General features: G+C 41.5%; 20 protein-coding genes. 4 read left to right on the top strand and 16 right to left on the bottom strand.

The features are described from left to right. Positions 1 to 100 precede the first annotated feature (100 nt). Positions 101 to 547 (bottom strand): Hsp20/alpha crystallin family protein, encoded by a 447-nt coding sequence (locus tag DW650_RS08660; RefSeq protein WP_118209656.1) that lies wholly within the window; start codon positions 545 to 547, stop codon positions 101 to 103. Between the two features lie 316 nt (positions 548 to 863). Further along, entirely contained in the window at positions 864 to 1,400 is a 537-nt protein-coding gene (locus DW650_RS08665) for a hypothetical protein (RefSeq protein WP_118209657.1), read from the bottom strand. 142 nt (positions 1,401 to 1,542) lie between these two features. On the opposite strand from DW650_RS08665, the gene DW650_RS08670 reads away from it, so the two are divergent. The 3 genes from DW650_RS08670 (at position 1,543) to DW650_RS08680 (ending at position 3,489) form a co-directional block, all read left to right on the top strand. Then, a complete protein-coding gene (locus tag DW650_RS08670) occupies positions 1,543 to 1,962 on the top strand; it encodes a substrate-binding domain-containing protein (protein WP_243102906.1) in 420 nt (139 codons plus the stop codon). Continuing rightward, complete coding sequence (locus DW650_RS08675) at positions 1,962 to 2,888, top strand: MATE family efflux transporter (RefSeq protein WP_118209658.1); 927 nt, start codon at positions 1,962 to 1,964, stop codon at positions 2,886 to 2,888. The genes DW650_RS08670 and DW650_RS08675 overlap by 1 nt, the downstream gene beginning before the upstream one ends. A 73-nt stretch (positions 2,889 to 2,961) precedes the next feature. Further along, positions 2,962 to 3,489 carry a response regulator transcription factor gene (locus DW650_RS08680; protein ID WP_118209659.1) on the top strand — a complete coding sequence of 176 codons (528 nt, stop codon included), beginning with the start codon at positions 2,962 to 2,964 and terminating at the stop codon, positions 3,487 to 3,489. A 16-nt stretch (positions 3,490 to 3,505) separates the two neighbouring features. On the opposite strand, the gene DW650_RS20475 is transcribed toward DW650_RS08680, so the two are convergent. The 9 genes from DW650_RS20475 to DW650_RS08715 form a co-directional block, all read right to left on the bottom strand. Then, positions 3,506 to 3,898 carry a hypothetical protein gene (locus DW650_RS20475; RefSeq protein ID WP_330414622.1) on the bottom strand — a complete coding sequence of 131 codons (393 nt, stop codon included), beginning with the start codon at positions 3,896 to 3,898 and terminating at the stop codon, positions 3,506 to 3,508. Further along, positions 3,895 to 4,170 carry a hypothetical protein gene (locus DW650_RS20480; RefSeq protein WP_330414623.1) on the bottom strand — a complete coding sequence of 92 codons (276 nt, stop codon included), beginning with the start codon at positions 4,168 to 4,170 and terminating at the stop codon, positions 3,895 to 3,897. The genes DW650_RS20475 and DW650_RS20480 overlap by 4 nt, the downstream gene beginning before the upstream one ends. 127 nt (positions 4,171 to 4,297) lie before the next feature. After that, on the bottom strand, positions 4,298 to 4,522 hold the full coding sequence (locus DW650_RS20485; RefSeq protein ID WP_330414624.1) for a hypothetical protein: 225 nt from the start codon (positions 4,520 to 4,522) through the stop codon (positions 4,298 to 4,300). A gap of 91 nt (positions 4,523 to 4,613) precedes the next feature. Next, entirely contained in the window at positions 4,614 to 4,892 is a 279-nt protein-coding gene (locus DW650_RS08690) for an alkaline phosphatase (protein ID WP_330414625.1), read from the bottom strand. Next, positions 4,889 to 5,131, bottom strand: coding sequence for a hypothetical protein (locus tag DW650_RS08695; protein WP_118209660.1), 243 nt, complete (start codon positions 5,129 to 5,131; stop codon positions 4,889 to 4,891). Before DW650_RS08695 ends, DW650_RS08690 begins: the two co-directional genes overlap by 4 nt. Before the next feature lie 130 nt (positions 5,132 to 5,261). Then, complete coding sequence (locus DW650_RS08700; RefSeq protein ID WP_006858191.1) at positions 5,262 to 6,758, bottom strand: glycoside hydrolase family 43 protein; 1,497 nt, start codon at positions 6,756 to 6,758, stop codon at positions 5,262 to 5,264. A 275-nt stretch (positions 6,759 to 7,033) separates the two neighbouring features. After that, complete coding sequence (locus tag DW650_RS08705) at positions 7,034 to 8,368, bottom strand: sensor domain-containing diguanylate cyclase (protein WP_243102907.1); 1,335 nt, start codon at positions 8,366 to 8,368, stop codon at positions 7,034 to 7,036. 222 nt (positions 8,369 to 8,590) lie between these two features. Next, the gene (gene hcp / locus DW650_RS08710) at positions 8,591 to 10,171 is read right to left on the bottom strand and encodes a hydroxylamine reductase (RefSeq protein WP_118209662.1); all 1,581 of its coding nucleotides are present in this window, start codon (positions 10,169 to 10,171) and stop codon (positions 8,591 to 8,593) included. A gap of 57 nt (positions 10,172 to 10,228) precedes the next feature. Then, positions 10,229 to 10,939 (bottom strand): 4Fe-4S binding protein, encoded by a 711-nt coding sequence (locus tag DW650_RS08715; RefSeq protein WP_118209663.1) that lies wholly within the window; start codon positions 10,937 to 10,939, stop codon positions 10,229 to 10,231. Positions 10,940 to 11,059: 120 nt separating this feature from the next. On the opposite strand from DW650_RS08715, the gene DW650_RS08720 reads away from it, so the two are divergent. After that, positions 11,060 to 11,740 (top strand): Crp/Fnr family transcriptional regulator, encoded by a 681-nt coding sequence (locus DW650_RS08720; protein ID WP_117922521.1) that lies wholly within the window; start codon positions 11,060 to 11,062, stop codon positions 11,738 to 11,740. 44 nt (positions 11,741 to 11,784) lie between these two features. Here DW650_RS08720 and DW650_RS08725 read toward each other — a convergent pair whose 3' ends face one another. The 5 genes from DW650_RS08725 to DW650_RS08745 form a co-directional block, all read right to left on the bottom strand. Then, positions 11,785 to 12,873 carry an HD-GYP domain-containing protein gene (locus DW650_RS08725; protein ID WP_118209664.1) on the bottom strand — a complete coding sequence of 363 codons (1,089 nt, stop codon included), beginning with the start codon at positions 12,871 to 12,873 and terminating at the stop codon, positions 11,785 to 11,787. A 50-nt stretch (positions 12,874 to 12,923) separates the two neighbouring features. Further along, a complete protein-coding gene (locus DW650_RS08730; RefSeq protein ID WP_118209665.1) occupies positions 12,924 to 13,688 on the bottom strand; it encodes an HAD family hydrolase in 765 nt (254 codons plus the stop codon). 209 nt (positions 13,689 to 13,897) lie between these two features. Further along, positions 13,898 to 14,632 (bottom strand): SigB/SigF/SigG family RNA polymerase sigma factor, encoded by a 735-nt coding sequence (locus DW650_RS08735; RefSeq protein ID WP_117922518.1) that lies wholly within the window; start codon positions 14,630 to 14,632, stop codon positions 13,898 to 13,900. Between the two features lies 1 nt (position 14,633). Then, positions 14,634 to 15,083, bottom strand: coding sequence for an anti-sigma F factor (gene spoIIAB, locus DW650_RS08740; protein WP_243006942.1), 450 nt, complete (start codon positions 15,081 to 15,083; stop codon positions 14,634 to 14,636). A 36-nt stretch (positions 15,084 to 15,119) separates the two neighbouring features. Further along, on the bottom strand, positions 15,120 to 15,455 hold the full coding sequence (locus tag DW650_RS08745; RefSeq protein ID WP_117922516.1) for an STAS domain-containing protein: 336 nt from the start codon (positions 15,453 to 15,455) through the stop codon (positions 15,120 to 15,122). Between the last annotated feature and the right edge of the window lie 14 nt (positions 15,456 to 15,469).

Here is a 15,469-nt window from a genome sequence, read left to right on the forward strand (position 1 = left end):
AGGCGTGTTCGGGACTTTCACCCATTAGAGCGCGCCCATGGCGCGCAAACCAAAAATGCCCCCGAAGAGCTTTCGCTCTCCGGGGGCATCCTCTCATCTGTTATCCCTCAATGGATATGTATCGTTTTTCCGGTACTTTCTTTGCTTCTTCCTTCGGGACATCCAGTGTTAAAATACCATTTTCGTATTTTGCGTGGATATCGTTCTCGGTAACACTCTCGCCTACATAGAAGGTACGGCTCATACTTCCGGCATAACGTTCACGTCTGATGTATTTGTCTTTTTTATCCTTCTCTTCCTTGTCGAGACCCTTCTCAGCACTGATGGTCAGGTAACCATCATTTAGTTCAAGCTGGATCTCGTCTTTCTTAAATCCCGGAAGATCAACGGCTACTTCGTAACCTTTCTCGGTCTCCTTTACATCGGTCTTCATCATGTTCTTTGCATGTTTACCATACAATGTTTTATCAACATCCGGAATCTCCGGGAATGAGAAATCCATCCAGTTATCAAATAAGTTTTCTCCAAAAATGCTAGGCAGTAACATAAGTCATCTCTCCTTTTTCTATCCGTCCACTTTCTGTGGACATCTCATGTTTTTTACCTGTTACTCTGGAACCTCAGACGAAGGAACTCTGGGGAATCATCTTCTCTTTTTGTTCCCTCTTCCTTTGTTCTGACTATGTTATACCACCACTTATTAGCACTGTCAATAGGTGAGTGCTAATTTTCTGTGAACTTTTTGTGAAATCTTGATTTTACGGGATTCACAGGGATTTTTCACTTACTTTCGCACTCAATTTTCTTGGCTTGACCACATTTTTACGACAAACTCTTAGGAAAAATATATTTGTCTGATTATATCATGAATGTTCTTTCACATACTGCAAAAATTCCGGTGTCTTTGACCAGTATTTTACACCCCAGTTTTCAAAATTCCATTCTTCCATGTAATCGTTGCACTCGAAATCAACATAATATATTTCTTCGTTATGTACAACAAAATTCGTTGGAAAATAATCAATATTTGTATTGGCAGCATATAATAGCTCACACATTCTATGTAATTGCTCGATATAGTCAGTTTTCATCTTGTCTTCTAAAACTAACTGATAAATCGTGTCACCGTCAATAAACTCCTTCAAAATACGTTCATTTTTCACATCTGTTTCAAGCATGGACGGCATCTTTATTCCGATTTCTTTCAATTTCCTGTAATCCCTGATTTCTGCCTCAAGCTTGTTTCCGAACTGATAATAATCACAAGGTTCATGATGTATCTGCTTCAAAACATACCTGTTATTTCCAGACTCTGCCAGATAAGAATATCCACCTTTACCCTTTCCCAGCAATTTAATTATTGTATAGCTTTTCCCATTTACGGTCATTTCTTTATTCATGTGTTTCACCTTTGCTCTACACCACATTGTTTACTGATTTTTAATGTTCTGGTTCAATATTACAATAGAAATATCGTTTTTACAAAGGTTAAACGCGTAACCCGTCACAAAAGCATTATGCATAGCAGATAATTTCATCTGCATGGATAAAGAGCGCATCGAGGGGTTTCGCAAAGCCTTTGAACAAGGAGAAACATATAGATGGGAGATACCAAAGACAGAAAAGGAAAGAATGCACTTTTATGAGGATAACTATATGCAACTGTTAAAAAACAATGTTACCGCTGTTTTTGCAGTGTCCGATTTTTATGCACTTGAGTTTATGAGATTTTTACAAGGAAAGAACATTCGGATTCCAGAGGATATCCAGATTATCGGCTTTGATGATAACATGGCAAGCAGGGAAAGCAATCCTTCCCTCACAACGATTCATCAGGAAGCTGGCTTAAGGGCGAAAGCGGCAATTGAATGTCTGGAGGCAATGCGCGATGGAGCAGAATATAAGACAGAAATCGTGTTACCGGTTGATTTAATAAAAAGGGAACGTACGAGGAAATTATAATGTCAAAGTTTATGAAATCATTATGTAAAATAGCAATTCCTGTCACATTGCAAAGTATGCTGCAGGCATCATTTTCAATTGTTGACCAGATCATGATCGGACAGTTAGGCGAAACAAATATATCAGCAGTTGGATTATGCGGTAATTTTTCATTGATTTTTTCAGTGGTGATCAGTGCGGTAAGCACGGTTGCGGGGATATTAATCGCTCAGTTTATTGGTGCACAAGAAACAAAAGAAGCATGGTGCAGTTTTGATGTGAGCCTCATCTGCGGAATTGTGATATCAGCATTGTTCCTGCTTGCAGCCGGAGGTTTTCCGTCGCAGATTCTTGGACTGTATACGAAAGATATGAGTATTATAAATACTGGTGCGGTTTATTTTAAAATCGTAGCATTTTCTTATATTCCAATGGCTGTCAGCAATATTTTATCCTCCTGGCTGCGCTGTAAAGAACATGCCACGATACCATTTCTGGCAAGTTTTGGAGCAGTTGGTGTAAACACAGGACTGAACTATCTGCTGATATTTGGAAAATTGGGATTTTCATGTATGGGAATAAAGGGAGCTGCGATTGCCACACTTATTTCGCAGTTGTTTAACCTGGTATTTATTGTTATCGGATTTGTCTTATGTACCAGAAAAGATGGAGATAAACCGGTGTTATCTCTGCATTTTAAAAAAATCACAATCCGTGATTATCTGGTAATGATTATGCCGATTCCGATCAGCGAATTTTTATGGAGTCTCGGGCAAAATGTTGAATCGGCTGTTTATGGACATCTTGGCACATCAAACCTTGCAGCATATATATGCAAGTGGGGAATTGTTGGTGTGTATACATTGCTTACCACGGAGGAATTATTCCGGCTTGCTGTATCGTTAATTATCTTTAGAAAGCGTAAATGGATAATTAGTTTATGCTGATTTACTTTCCTGCGGGATTTTCATCCTGACTTTCCTGTTTTGCCTTGGTTATTTTGCATATCCCATAATATGTATGATTTTGTCCGGCCATCAACGCTTTGATTATGCCCAGAAGGCGTTAAAGCTTCATTGTGCCAGCTATGTTTTAAAACCTATAGATAAGACACAATTATGTGATGAAATCCGGCACGCACTAGAACTTAAGCAAAATCAGTCTCATCAAGAGTCTGCAGCTTCCATATCATCCATTGCTCCTGCTAAAGCAGCTCAGGATCAGCTGGCAGAGGATGAAGACTTTATTTTCCGTGTACGAACCTATATCTATTCCAATTTATCCGATCCTGATCTGAACCGTTCTTCTATTGCAGAATATCTGCATATGAGTCCGGATTATTTATCTTATGTATTTCATCAGAAATTTAACCAGACTCTTAGTGCTTACATTACATCCATGCGCATTGATAAGGCAAAGGAGCTTCTTGAAAGAACCAACTGGGGAATGGATATTATTGCAGAAAAAACTGGATTTTCCAGCAGCTCCTACTTTCATAAACAATTCAAAAAAAATAACCGGTATTACTCCGCAGCAATACCGGTCTGAATAAAATTTTTATTATCTATCGAACAGAAAACACTTTCGTACCGTGTGCAGGTACTACGACGGTTAATGCTTCCTTTCCGCTATGTAAAACCTCACCACTCCACAGCTCGGTAAATTCATAGGAATCCTTATCCGGTTCCCGTCCCGACAGCTCTTCCATATTCAAACAGATCTCCAGATCAGTATCACTGAGATTAAACAGTGCTGCCGTAATCATGCCGGTTTTTGTGCTTGTATTTTTCCAATCAGCCTCCCCATCTGATCTTCGCAGCTGTTCTCCCCTGAAGTCCTCGGAAAGTAACACCAACAGCTCTTTATTAGTGAGAAGACTCAATGTAAAATCATCCATTTTGGTAAGCTCGGCACCAATCATCAGCAGAGAACGGAACATACACCATAGTGTCATCATGGTCTTCGCTCTTCCCTGGTAAACAGACAGTCTCTTTCTCCTGTCTCAAAGCCTTTACCGACCTTGCCGAGTGGCAGCATATCGCAATCCGGGAAACAGCCCTCTTTTACATGATCCTGCCATAGCTCACATCTCCAGAACATATTCTTAAGAAGCTCCCAGTTATCCCAGAAATCATCACACTTAATAAAATCAACACCCCAGGAAGCATACATCTCTATCAGGGAATCATAATAGCTCTGACCTGCTTCTGTATTTCTCACTCCATACATATCCGGATTCCATCCGCAGATCGAGGACGGATCTGCCACCATGTCTGCGGTAAAAAATGTTCCTTTAACAGGAAGATGCTTTTCTGCTGCCGCACGTGGATACCTCTCATAATATGAATACCGAATTTTAATCCAAGTTCATGTACATAAGAAGCAGGTGTGTAAATCCGCTTCCGTCTGCTGATGACGGAAATCTGCCGGGACTGGGCTGAAAACGCCCAAACTCATCCATTACGTCATCTCCAAACGGAATGTACTGAAATTCTTTGCGTTTTGTTCCGGCATCATTGGAATACCATTCAATGTCCGCAACAATATACTCGTATCCGAATTCCTTCAAATGCATAGCCATATACTATGCATTCTTTTTTACCTGTTCCTCATTCACCGTAGTGTCATAATAATCATAGCTGTTCCAGCCCATAGGTGGTGTAATCGCAAACTTATTCTTGTTCATCAAACTTACACTCCTTTATCATTTTATGAAGATCCTCTGTTTTATCCTTTGCGCCGGCATCATTTGCATGACATGCCCAGTCAATCTTTCCACCTTCACACATCATAAAGAATCCGGTGTCATTATCCAATACTTCAATACCCTTTTGTACATAGTCAGATAATGCCCATTCTCCATCTGCACGATCCATATCATAATCCATAGCGTCGGAATCTGCTATTGCTCCAAGATAGTCAGATGCTGCCTGAAACTGGGGATAGCTCATACCATCACCAATAAACAGAAAACATATTTCGGTGCTTTTGCTGTTTCTTCTTGCGTCTGCGTTTCTGCAGATACTTCTGTTACGATTGTTTCCTGCTCTGTTGCTGCTGTACTTTCTGTCTGTGCCGGTGACGGTGACTCAGAAGAAGTCTGGTCTGCTGCAGATGCTCCGGAGCATGCTGCCATAGACATTGCCATTACAACAGCAAGCATACCCTTCATCATACTCTTAATTCTCATAATCGTTTCTCCTCTCTGAAACATGTTTTGTTTTTCCTCTGCTTCACTATACAATACCGTTGTAAAAACCAATGTCCAAAGTAGGAAAAATTTGAGTAAATTCCGACACTTATTTTATGCAGTTCTATCTTTATGAGATTTCATCAACATCATAATACTTAAAATCCCGGAAGCAGGCACTTCCTCCTGTTTCCTCTGCCGCATAGCAGAACAGACCAAACCGGCAACCAGTAAAATGATCCAGTTTGAAGTACAGCTTATGCACGTTTCCGATGGGTAGCCAGTCTCCCTTATTTACCCGGTAATAGCAGCGTGCTTCATCCTTCATGTTACAGAAATCTGCTTCAAGACGAAAATCCATCTGATGTGATTCAACAACAGTTCCTTCCGTCATATCCAATATACCATCTTCTTTTTTATCCAGCATAAGGACTTCATATTTTCCATGATGTTTTGTAATGCCAACTGCAGCATAACAGCTCTGCAACGCACACAAACCTGCGACATCGCCCTCTTTCAATGCAGAAGCATCAACAGTAACCTCAGCTGCGCAGGACGGATAACTCATCCTTTGCGTAAGCGTATTTACTGCCTGTGTAAGCTCTGTACAAACTTCCCGTGTTGTAATTGTATAGGTTCCCTGCAATGCATCCAGATGATAGTACCGTGGATCTGGATCATGATTAAACTGCCAGCGCGGAAGCAGCCCATTACAGAAATCATCACTTCCCACTAATGGCTGATAAATATATCCTGGTCTGGTACTGTGAACCTCTATTTCTTCCGGCACATGTCCGTTCTGTCCAAAAAACGGAAAATGATCCTTCCAGGTAACCGGAAGCAGAATAGGAATCCGTCCAACTGCTCCGGAATCCTGAAACAGCATTGCATACCACTTTCCATCCGGCGTATCCACTATTCCTCCCTGTGCCACGCCCTGCCCACAATATCCACGATCATCACAAAGTACATCTCCACCCGTGAATTCTCCTTCCAGAGAATCACTGTAAAAGCATGCTTCCGTCCGCATCCAGCGGTCTCTCAGGGAATGAACCAGAAAAATATAATAATAGCCGTTTATTTTTTGAATATGAGAACCCTCATAGCCTAGCTCCGGGTTCTTATGATCACTGACTAAAAGACGATGTAATCCGTCCTTCTTTGGTGCAGTCAAATCTTCATTCAATTCTGTAATCCAGATTTCATCATTTCCATATACAATATAGTTTCTGCCATCCTCATCAAATAATAAAGAGCCGTCATGATAAAAGCCTTCTATCAGCTGCTTTTTCCATGGACCATCTATTTTTTCCGAAGTATACAAATAAGTCTTACGGGTATCATTTGCCACAAAGCAGATATAAAATCGGCCTTCATGATAGCGCAGGGAAGCTGCCCACATGCCCTGTCCGTAAATATTCTGACCGCTTTTCAGTTGCTGCGCATCCGTATGATCCAACGTCTCATAGACATAAGTCACATGCTCCCAGTGCACCAGATCAAAAGACTGCAGAATCTCACAGCCCGGCATAAAGTGCATGGTTGTGGATACCATATAATAGGTGTCTTCTACGCGGATCACGTCCAGATCTGGATAATCCAATCTTGTTATAGGATTTACATTCATTGTTTATTCCTTTCTGTTTTATCTCCATATTCTTTCTTTGTTCTATTCTATTTTTACTATTTTATCTTTGTTTCTTATCCGTCTGCCTTTTCAACTCTTCTCTGCCCCATTTCACTATTGCTAATATCACAATCTCACAGTAAAATATAATAATCGAAAACGATCCTGCACCATGTTATTCATCAGAAATTTCCGGTTTGCACAGATTTACCGGGAATAAACAGAAGGAGACCAGCATGAAGGAAATATAACATTTAATTCTGCAATACAAGGATTTATCTGCGCCGTTTCAGTCCGTGTTCCTTATAATACCTGTCTTTATCCTCATACATCAGGCGCTCCGATTCGTTTAAAAGCAGATCAATATCCTTAGGACCGTGTTCTTTCCATATCATGCCAACCGCCATTGTAACCTGATGTTCTTTCATATCCATGCGCAGTTTCTCAACGTGTTCCCTCAGGTCTTTTTCCTCAATTCCAAGACAAAGTACTAAAAATTCATCGCCGCCGATCCGATACAGACCACACCCCTTAAATACACCCGCTAAGCACTCACATGCCCTGATGATCAACCGATCTCCGGCTTCATGCCCCTGCTCATCATTGACCTTTTTCAGCCCTGTGATATCGCAGTACACTACACCGATCTGTTCCCCATTCCACTCATGCTCCACAAACCAGTCGACCGCATAACGATTGCCAAACTGAGTGAGCTGATCACGATAACTCATGCGTTCTAACTGATGGAACAGATTTCTTCTCCGAATGGAGGAAACAATAAAATATCCCATGATATGAAGCATATTGGAAGCATAATCTAATGATTTTACCGGTGGATTATCCACTCCGTAAAATCCAATGATCTTTTTCTCCCAATAAAGTGGAACAACCACCAGTGAATGGATATCCTGACGTTTCAGATTCTTATACTGTTCCGGATCTTCCTCTCTGATGTCCTCCAGATTTTCAATTACAATGTTTTTATCTTCTTGAAAATTCCGATACCAGTTGGCACATACTTCTGGTGGAATGTTCTGTAAATTATCTTTCTCCGGCTGGATTCCATTTGCAACCCACTCGTAAGTGTTGTCATCGTACCCATTCTCATTATGCTCAAAAATATATGTTCTCTCTCCATCTAATGCCTTTCCGATATATTCCAGAATGATGTCCAGCGATTTATCCGCAGAAGATGTTCCAAGGGCAAGACGCAGTCCCTCATTAACGATTTTTTCCAGTTTTTCGTAGCGGCGTACCACATTTTTCTGATGTTCCTGAGAACTTATATTCAGAGCAATCTCTATTCTATATCGTCTGCCATTGTTCTCCACAACAGTATCCTTAATTTTAAAGTATTTATTTAAAAGCGGGTTAAAATACCGCCACTCCTTAAACTGTCCTTCCTGCAGTTCATCATTATTGCAGATCGTACAGGGCAGGCTTGAATTCTGAAGCAATTCATAACATTTTTTGCCGGCAAGTTCCTCTTTTGAATGTATCCCATAAGTATCTCTCATCTTTTTATTCATATAAACCAGTTCATGGGTATCCGCATCTGCAACATATACATATTCATTCATATTTTCAAAAAAATTCCAGATTCTTTCCATACCATTCCCCATTTCGTGCTTAAAAAAACAATATTCTCATTCCTGACAAGCCTGAATACAAATATAAACTTATTATCTATTATAACTCAAAATTCGACAATATACAGTATATTTTTTCATTTAACCAGAAAAAGGAAGTATGAAAAATAAAACATCATTTTTCACACTCCCTTTTTTCATTCAGGGCGACAGAAAGGTTCCCAAAACATTCATTTTATTGATTTATCCAAGGATCTCTGCTAAATCTGCTTCCGGTGTCGCAATCGGTGCAATGCCGTAATTTTCTACCAGATAATTTAAAATATTCGGTGAGATAAATGCCGGCAGTGTCGGTCCGAGTTTTATATTTTTGATACCAAGGTGGAGCAGTGTCAATAAAATGCAGACTGCTTTCTGTTCGTACCAGGAAAGCACCATGGAAAGCGGCAGCTCATTCACGTCGCAATCAAATGCCTCCGCAAGTGCCACTGCAACACGGATCGCACTGTAGGCATCGTTGCACTGTCCCATATCAAGGATTCTTGGCAATCCGCCGATCGTTCCAAGATCAAGATCGTTAAAGCGGTATTTTCCACATGCAAGTGTTAAGATCATGGTATCTTTCGGTGTCTGTTTCACAAACTCCGTATAATAATTTCTTCCCGCACGGGCACCATCACAGCCTCCTACCAGGAAGAAATGACGGATATCCCCGGTTTTTACAGCCGCGATCACCTGATCTGCCACGCCAAGTACAGTTCCATGACCGAATCCGGTCATGACCTTTGTACCGCCATTGATACCGGTAAACTGTGTATCCTCTTTGTAACCGCCAAGCTCTAATGCTTTTTCGATAACCGGGGTAAAGTCTTTATCTTCCCCGATATGCACCATTTCCGGATAAGAAACCACTTCTGTTGTAAATACACGGTCTGCATAACTTTCTTTGACCGGCATCAGGCAGTTTGTTGTGTAAAGAACCGGTGCCGGAATATGATCAAATTCCTTCTGCTGATTCTGCCATGCAGTACCAAAGTTGCCTTTTAAATGCGGATATTTCTTTAATTCCGGGTAAGCATGTGCCGGCAGCATCTCACCGTGTGTATAAACGTTGATTCCCTTGTCTTTTGTCTGCTCTAACAAGAGCTTCAGATCATAAAGATCATGTCCGGTAATAACGATAAATGGTCCCTTTTCCACCATCAGAGGCACTTCCGTCGGTACCGGTGTTCCAAATGTTTCTGTGTTGGCACGGTCTAACATCTCCATGCAGGTAAGATTTACTTTTCCTGTTTCTAACACGAGTGGTAGCAGATCCCCCATCTCGAAATCTTCACCGACTGCAAATAAGGCACGGTAGAAAAAGTCATTTACTTCCTCATTTGTATATCCGAGTACCATTGCATGATAAGCATAGGCTGCCATACCACGGATGCCAAATAAAATTAAGGATTTTAAGGAACGGATATCCTCATCTGCCTCCCACATCCGCTTCATATCATAATCATTGGTATTGCCGCACGGTGATATGCAAGTCGTACATCCCGGTGCAACTTTCGCTTTTTCTTCTCTGACACGGGCGATCATTTCACGCAGTGTCTCATCATTAAAATTCACATTTGTGATGGTTGTAAATAAACCTTCTATTATAATGCGGTCCGTCTGCTCTGTCTTTGGGTTGTTCATGCAGGCATGTGCAAGTCCCACAAGTGCTCCTGTCAGTTCATCCTGCAGATCCGCTGTTGCACTCTTCTTTCCACATACACCGGCAGCTCCCGTACATCCGCTGCATCCCGCTGTCTGCTCACACTGAAAACAAAACATATATCATCCTCCATTTATGTGTGTAAAAATGTTATTTTCACACTATCTTCGTTTTTCTTAATCTAAAATTTTTCCGTCAATTGAGATCGTCACAACATTCCATGGAATGAATTTTCCGCTGTTCTTTAATGCAGTCACTGCTGCATGCTCGATTCCTCCACAGCAAGGTACTTCCATTCTCACGATCGTCATGCTCTTAATATCATTATTTTTAATGATCTCTGTCAGTTTTTCACTGTAATCCACATCATCTAATTTCGGACATCCGATCAGTGTCACTTTTCCACGGATAAAATCCTGATGGAAATTACCATACGCATATGCGCTGCAGTCTGCCGCGATCAAAAGTTTTGCCCCGTCAAAATAAGGCGCATTGACCGGTGCAAGTTTGATCTGTACCGGCCACTGACGTAATTCTGAACTGACCGGTGAAGCTGCACTCTGATTTTCTTCTGCAGGTTTTCTTTCAAGCTGACGCATTCTTGCACCCGGACATCCACCGGAAAGTGCCTGTCCCATTGCCTGCATTTTTTTCTTTTTATTTTCCTGGACTGCTGCCTCATCATAAGCTGCCGCCTCACGCTCTATAAAAGAGATTGCTCCAACCGGACAGTTTGGCAGACAATCGCCAAGTCCGTCACAATAATCATCACGGAGTAGTTTTGCCTTTCCGTCCACAATGCCGATTGCACCTTCGTGACAAGCCTCTGCACAAAGACCACATCCGTTGCATTTTTCTTCGTCTATCTGTATTACTCTGCGTACCATATAAATTCCTCCTGTTTTCTGCGCTCTTGACATTACTCGTACACTATACTAGAATTTTTCTCAAAAGTATGTTGTCATAACAACATTAAAAAAAATTTTAAAAAAGAAGGTTTCTCTTTTATGGATTATCAGTTTTTAAGTCAGACAATGCTGTTTTCGGGCGAATCGCCGGAAGAAATTAAAGAAATGCTCTCCTGTCTTGGAGCAGTCACAAGAAGTTACGGAAAAGGCGAGATCATCTATCACGCCGGGGAATGTGTTCATTCCATGGGACTTGTACTGTCCGGAAATGTTCAGATTGAAAATGATGATGTATGGGGAAATCACAGTGTATTAGATGACATAGCCCCCGGCTTTTTCTTCGCTGAAACTTACGCAAGCCTGTCAAAAGAACCTCTGATGGTCAATGTTGTCTCTGCATCCGCAAAGACAGAAGTATTGTTTTTAAATATAGGACGGCTGCTCACAACCTGCAATAACAGTTGTTCACATCACAACCGCCTGATCCATAATATGTTTTTTATTTCGGCACGGAAAAATCTGCTTCTCTCCCGCAGGATCTTCCATACCACACCAAAATCGATCCGCGGACGGCTTCTCTCTTACCTTTCTGCACAATCTGCCGCTGCGAAAAGCCTTGATTTTACGATACCATTTAACAGACAGCAGCTTGCCGACTACTTAAACGTAGACCGCAGTGCCCTGTCTGCAGAACTATCAAAAATGCAGCGGGAGGGACTCCTTAAAACGGAGCGCAATCATTTTATTCTGCATGAAGATTCCCTCGACTCTGATCTCTGATCATGCTGCAAGTGAATCCACTGCATGATAGGACATCACGATTCTTATGCCATATGCACACAGTACCAGTCTTCGTCTACCTGTCTTGCTTCTTCTCCGACGGAGACGATCGGATGATCCATATCATTTAACGGAATATATTCAACGCATCCTTCCCTGCCATCCGACATAATAACCTGCTGATGTCTGTATACTTTTACCATATTTTTTATAAATATATTGAGAAGATTCTGGTCAAGTCCTTTGTACCCCTCAGTTACAAACCACTGCAGCACATCAAACGGAATCTTCTCTTTTTTATAACTGCGCGCAGAAAGCATTGCATCATAAATATCCGAAATTGATGTAATTCTTGCAAAATAAGAAATGGAGCTTCCTTTTAAACCATCCGGATAACCGCTTCCATCTAATTTTTCATGATGCCAGCGCACTGCATAGCGTACATCCTCGCTGATATCCTCCCCCAGCAGTTCAAAAGAATAAAGCGGATGTCTTTTCATAATTTCAAACTCTTCCTGCGTCAGTTTTCTCGGTGCATTTAAAATTTCTTCCGGAATCTTCGTCTTTCCAATATCATGAAGCACACCTGTTAAAATCAGACTCCGGATGTCTTTTTCATCGAGTCCTAACCATTGTCCCATGATTCCGTTTAAAAGTGCAACATTTAAGGAATGTCTCTGCAATGCCTCGTCAACCGGTCTTGGCACGGTAATACACTGGAAAATCTCTCCGGCATCCACGGATACCATTCTGCTGTATACTTTCTCCATCATACCTTCCACTTCAGCATGATTGACAAACATCACATTTTTGCTCATCTGAAGCACATGGTCGACGCCTTTGCGCAGTTCTGTATAACCGGTTCTGTTTTCCAACATTTTCTGCTGTATTTCAGCCGGACGGTCTTTTCCCTTCATGATATACTCGTAAGATCCGCGGAATGTTGTAATATAATTATTGCCATCGCTGAAATTGATCAGTTTATCAAGTTTGCTTTTTGTGATAACTTCTCCGCTCGGCACTAAAAGTACACTTCCATTATAATTGTAAAGATTATCTGATAAAACAAGCCCCTCCCACAAGTACTCCATCGGTACTTTTTCGAGACGTTCTGTTTTTTCGTATTTTGCCATAACCGGTCCTCCATTCATATATGAATGTATCGGCATTTTTTTCTATCACATTAATCGGAAATCAGGATCTGCCGCACTTTTGCCAGATCCATCTGCATCAGTACATAATCTGCGTCCGGTTTCTTTTTTATGTCCGGTGAAATATTTGAATGGATGTAAAATGTATGCAGTCCGACCTCTTTTGCTCCCTTGATATCACTGACTGCATCATTTCCAATCATAATGCTCTCTTCCGGTACCAAGTGATGTTTGTCGAGTAATAAATGAAAGAAACGCGCATCCGGTTTTTTTACTTTGCACGAAGATGACAGAAAAATATCATCAAAATAAGGCTCTAAACCCAAAAGTCTCATTTCGTACGCCGTAAAAATACGCTGTGCATTTGAGAGCAGATATACCTTTTTCCTTTTTTCACGCAATGCTGTAAGAAGTTCCTCTGCCCCATCATAAAGTCTGATATATTCTGTGGAAAGAATCCGGAAAAACTGCCCCGCATGAATGGCAAGTTCTAAGTCTGCCTGCACTCCTTTTTCCTGAAACAGCGCAAGAAAAACTTCCTCAATCTCTATCTCCGGATGTGCTTCATGGGTATCATCTTTTTTCATATCTGCCTCTGATCCCATCTCCTGCCGCAGGGCATCCTCTTTCTGTCCTGTGAGGCGTGTATATGCATTTTTCAGTTTCTGCGCTGTATAAGCTGCACCGTAATATCCGTAAAACTGCGCAAGTTTTTCCCATAACTCCGGTTTTTCCTCATCCGTGCGAATATCCACTAAAGTTCCATATAAGTCAAATATATAATTTTCGTATTTCATGTTAATTCTCCCTCTTCTGCACCAAAATCCTTTTTCACTTTTGCACAAAATTCTTATTTTTTCACACTGTTTTCCACTTTGCACAGCCTTATCATGTTAATTTCTCTGCATTTTATAAAAAAATAACATGTTTATATGGGAAAATCAACCGGATGTGGCATAATCATTACAATTTGCCCGTTTTTTTAATATATTCGCCCTGCACTTTTCTATCCTAAATTTTTTCTAAGACCAATCAGAATCTTTTTTTCAAGCCTGCTGACCTGCACCTGCGTCATTCCAAGTTCTTTTGCAGTCTCGCTCTGCGTCCGGTTTTCAAAATAACGGCACCGGATTAGATTTTTTTCCCGCTCATCCAGTAGTGCTAACAACTGCTCGATCACCATCCGGTTTAAGACCGCTTCCTTTTCCGGTTCATCTATGCCGTTTTCTTCTCTTTCACACAACTGATCGACCATTAAAAGCTCGTCCCCGTCTTTCTCATAGACCGGCTGATAAATAGATTCCACATCCCTTGCTGATTCCATTGCCATAATGATCTCGCCACAGCTTAACCCTGTCCGCTCTGCAATCTCAACCATTCCCGGCTCTCTTCCAAGTTCTCTCCACAATTCCTCTCGTGCACGTCCTGCCTTATAAGCATTTTCCTTTAACGTCCGGCTTACCTTCACCATACCGTCATCCCTTAAAAACCTGCGGATTTCCCCCATGATCACCGGAACAGCATATGTAGAAAATGCAAGATTTAATGAAAGATCAAATTTATCTACCGCCTTCATAAGTCCAATGCATCCGATCTGGAATAACTCCTCCCTGTCATGCCCACGGTTTTCAAACCGGTACACGATCGTATGTACAAGTCCAAGGTTTCCTGCGATCAGTGCATCCCTCGCACTTTTATCCCCCTCATGTGCCTGCTGCATCAGTTCCTTAAAATGCTCCATATCAGACGCCCATCCCTGCGCCGATCTTTTTTTTCATTATCACTGTAGTCCCTTTTCCGGGTGCCGAATGTACCTCCACTTCATCCATAAAGGCTTCCATAAAGGCAAATCCCATACCGGAGCGCTCCAGTTCCGGTTTTGTTGTAAAAAAAGGTTCCATGGCTTTTGGTACATTTTCAATTCCATGACCATGATCCTTTACCGTGATCTCAGCGCAGTTTCCACACAGTTTACAGGATACTTCCACCTTTTCCTTTGGACTGTCGTACCCGTGGATAATCGCATTGGTCACCGCCTCCGAAACAGCAGTCTTAATATCTGAAATTTCATCCAGTGTCGGGTCTAATTCCGCTACAAACGCAGCTACTGCCATTCTTGCAAACCCTTCATTTACTGACCTTGCATCAAATTCGAGTTTCATTTCGTTCTCATTACTATGATCTGTCTGCATATTGATTCTCCATTTCATTTTCTGATTTTCACTTTTTTAATCCTGCATGTCCCATTCTTTTCTGACCAGATCCGTCCGGATCAGCTTCTGCAGTCCTGACACCATAAATATTTTTTTTACACGCTCGTTCATATTCATCGCCATCACTTCCCCACCGGAAAATCCCATACTCTTGCACCTTCCAATGATCACACCGATCCCTGAACTGTCCATGAACTCCGTCTCCCGAAAATCAAATACAAGCCGTCTGACATGGTATGCCCCGATCAGATAATCTGCTTCCAGCTTAAGTCTGCCCGCCTCATGATGATCAAGCTCTTTTGGCATCTGAATCGTTAAACACCCTTCCTTTAATTGATATTTTTCTTCCATAAATACTCCTTTCC

It is taken from the genome of Roseburia sp. AM23-20 (assembly GCF_003470905.1).
GTDB classification, from domain to species: Bacteria; Bacillota; Clostridia; order Lachnospirales; family Lachnospiraceae; genus Roseburia; species Roseburia rectibacter.

Bases quoted from the DNA above. Each gene is read 5' to 3' on its own strand.
- DW650_RS08660 (WP_118209656.1), bottom strand. From the start codon at position 547: ATGTTACTGCCTAGCATTTTTGGAGAAAACTTATTTGATAACTGGATG.
- DW650_RS08665 (WP_118209657.1), bottom strand. From the start codon at position 1,400: ATGAATAAAGAAATGACCGTAAATGGGAAAAGCTATACAATAATTAAA.
- DW650_RS08670 (WP_243102906.1), top strand. From the start codon at position 1,543: ATGGATAAAGAGCGCATCGAGGGGTTTCGCAAAGCCTTTGAACAAGGA.
- DW650_RS08675 (WP_118209658.1), top strand. From the start codon at position 1,962: ATGTCAAAGTTTATGAAATCATTATGTAAAATAGCAATTCCTGTCACA.
- DW650_RS08680 (WP_118209659.1), top strand. From the start codon at position 2,962: ATGATTTTGTCCGGCCATCAACGCTTTGATTATGCCCAGAAGGCGTTA.
- DW650_RS20475 (WP_330414622.1), bottom strand. From the start codon at position 3,898: ATGATGACACTATGGTGTATGTTCCGTTCTCTGCTGATGATTGGTGCC.
- DW650_RS20480 (WP_330414623.1), bottom strand. From the start codon at position 4,170: ATGTATGGAGTGAGAAATACAGAAGCAGGTCAGAGCTATTATGATTCC.
- DW650_RS20485 (WP_330414624.1), bottom strand. From the start codon at position 4,522: ATGGCTATGCATTTGAAGGAATTCGGATACGAGTATATTGTTGCGGAC.
- DW650_RS08690 (WP_330414625.1), bottom strand. From the start codon at position 4,892: ATGAGCTATCCCCAGTTTCAGGCAGCATCTGACTATCTTGGAGCAATA.
- DW650_RS08695 (WP_118209660.1), bottom strand. From the start codon at position 5,131: ATGAGAATTAAGAGTATGATGAAGGGTATGCTTGCTGTTGTAATGGCA.
- DW650_RS08700 (WP_006858191.1), bottom strand. From the start codon at position 6,758: ATGAATGTAAATCCTATAACAAGATTGGATTATCCAGATCTGGACGTG.
- DW650_RS08705 (WP_243102907.1), bottom strand. From the start codon at position 8,368: ATGGAAAGAATCTGGAATTTTTTTGAAAATATGAATGAATATGTATAT.
- hcp (WP_118209662.1), bottom strand. From the start codon at position 10,171: ATGTTTTGTTTTCAGTGTGAGCAGACAGCGGGATGCAGCGGATGTACG.
- DW650_RS08715 (WP_118209663.1), bottom strand. From the start codon at position 10,939: ATGGTACGCAGAGTAATACAGATAGACGAAGAAAAATGCAACGGATGT.
- DW650_RS08720 (WP_117922521.1), top strand. From the start codon at position 11,060: ATGGATTATCAGTTTTTAAGTCAGACAATGCTGTTTTCGGGCGAATCG.
- DW650_RS08725 (WP_118209664.1), bottom strand. From the start codon at position 12,873: ATGGCAAAATACGAAAAAACAGAACGTCTCGAAAAAGTACCGATGGAG.
- DW650_RS08730 (WP_118209665.1), bottom strand. From the start codon at position 13,688: ATGAAATACGAAAATTATATATTTGACTTATATGGAACTTTAGTGGAT.
- DW650_RS08735 (WP_117922518.1), bottom strand. From the start codon at position 14,632: ATGGAGCATTTTAAGGAACTGATGCAGCAGGCACATGAGGGGGATAAA.
- spoIIAB (WP_243006942.1), bottom strand. From the start codon at position 15,083: ATGCAGACAGATCATAGTAATGAGAACGAAATGAAACTCGAATTTGAT.
- DW650_RS08745 (WP_117922516.1), bottom strand. From the start codon at position 15,455: ATGGAAGAAAAATATCAATTAAAGGAAGGGTGTTTAACGATTCAGATG.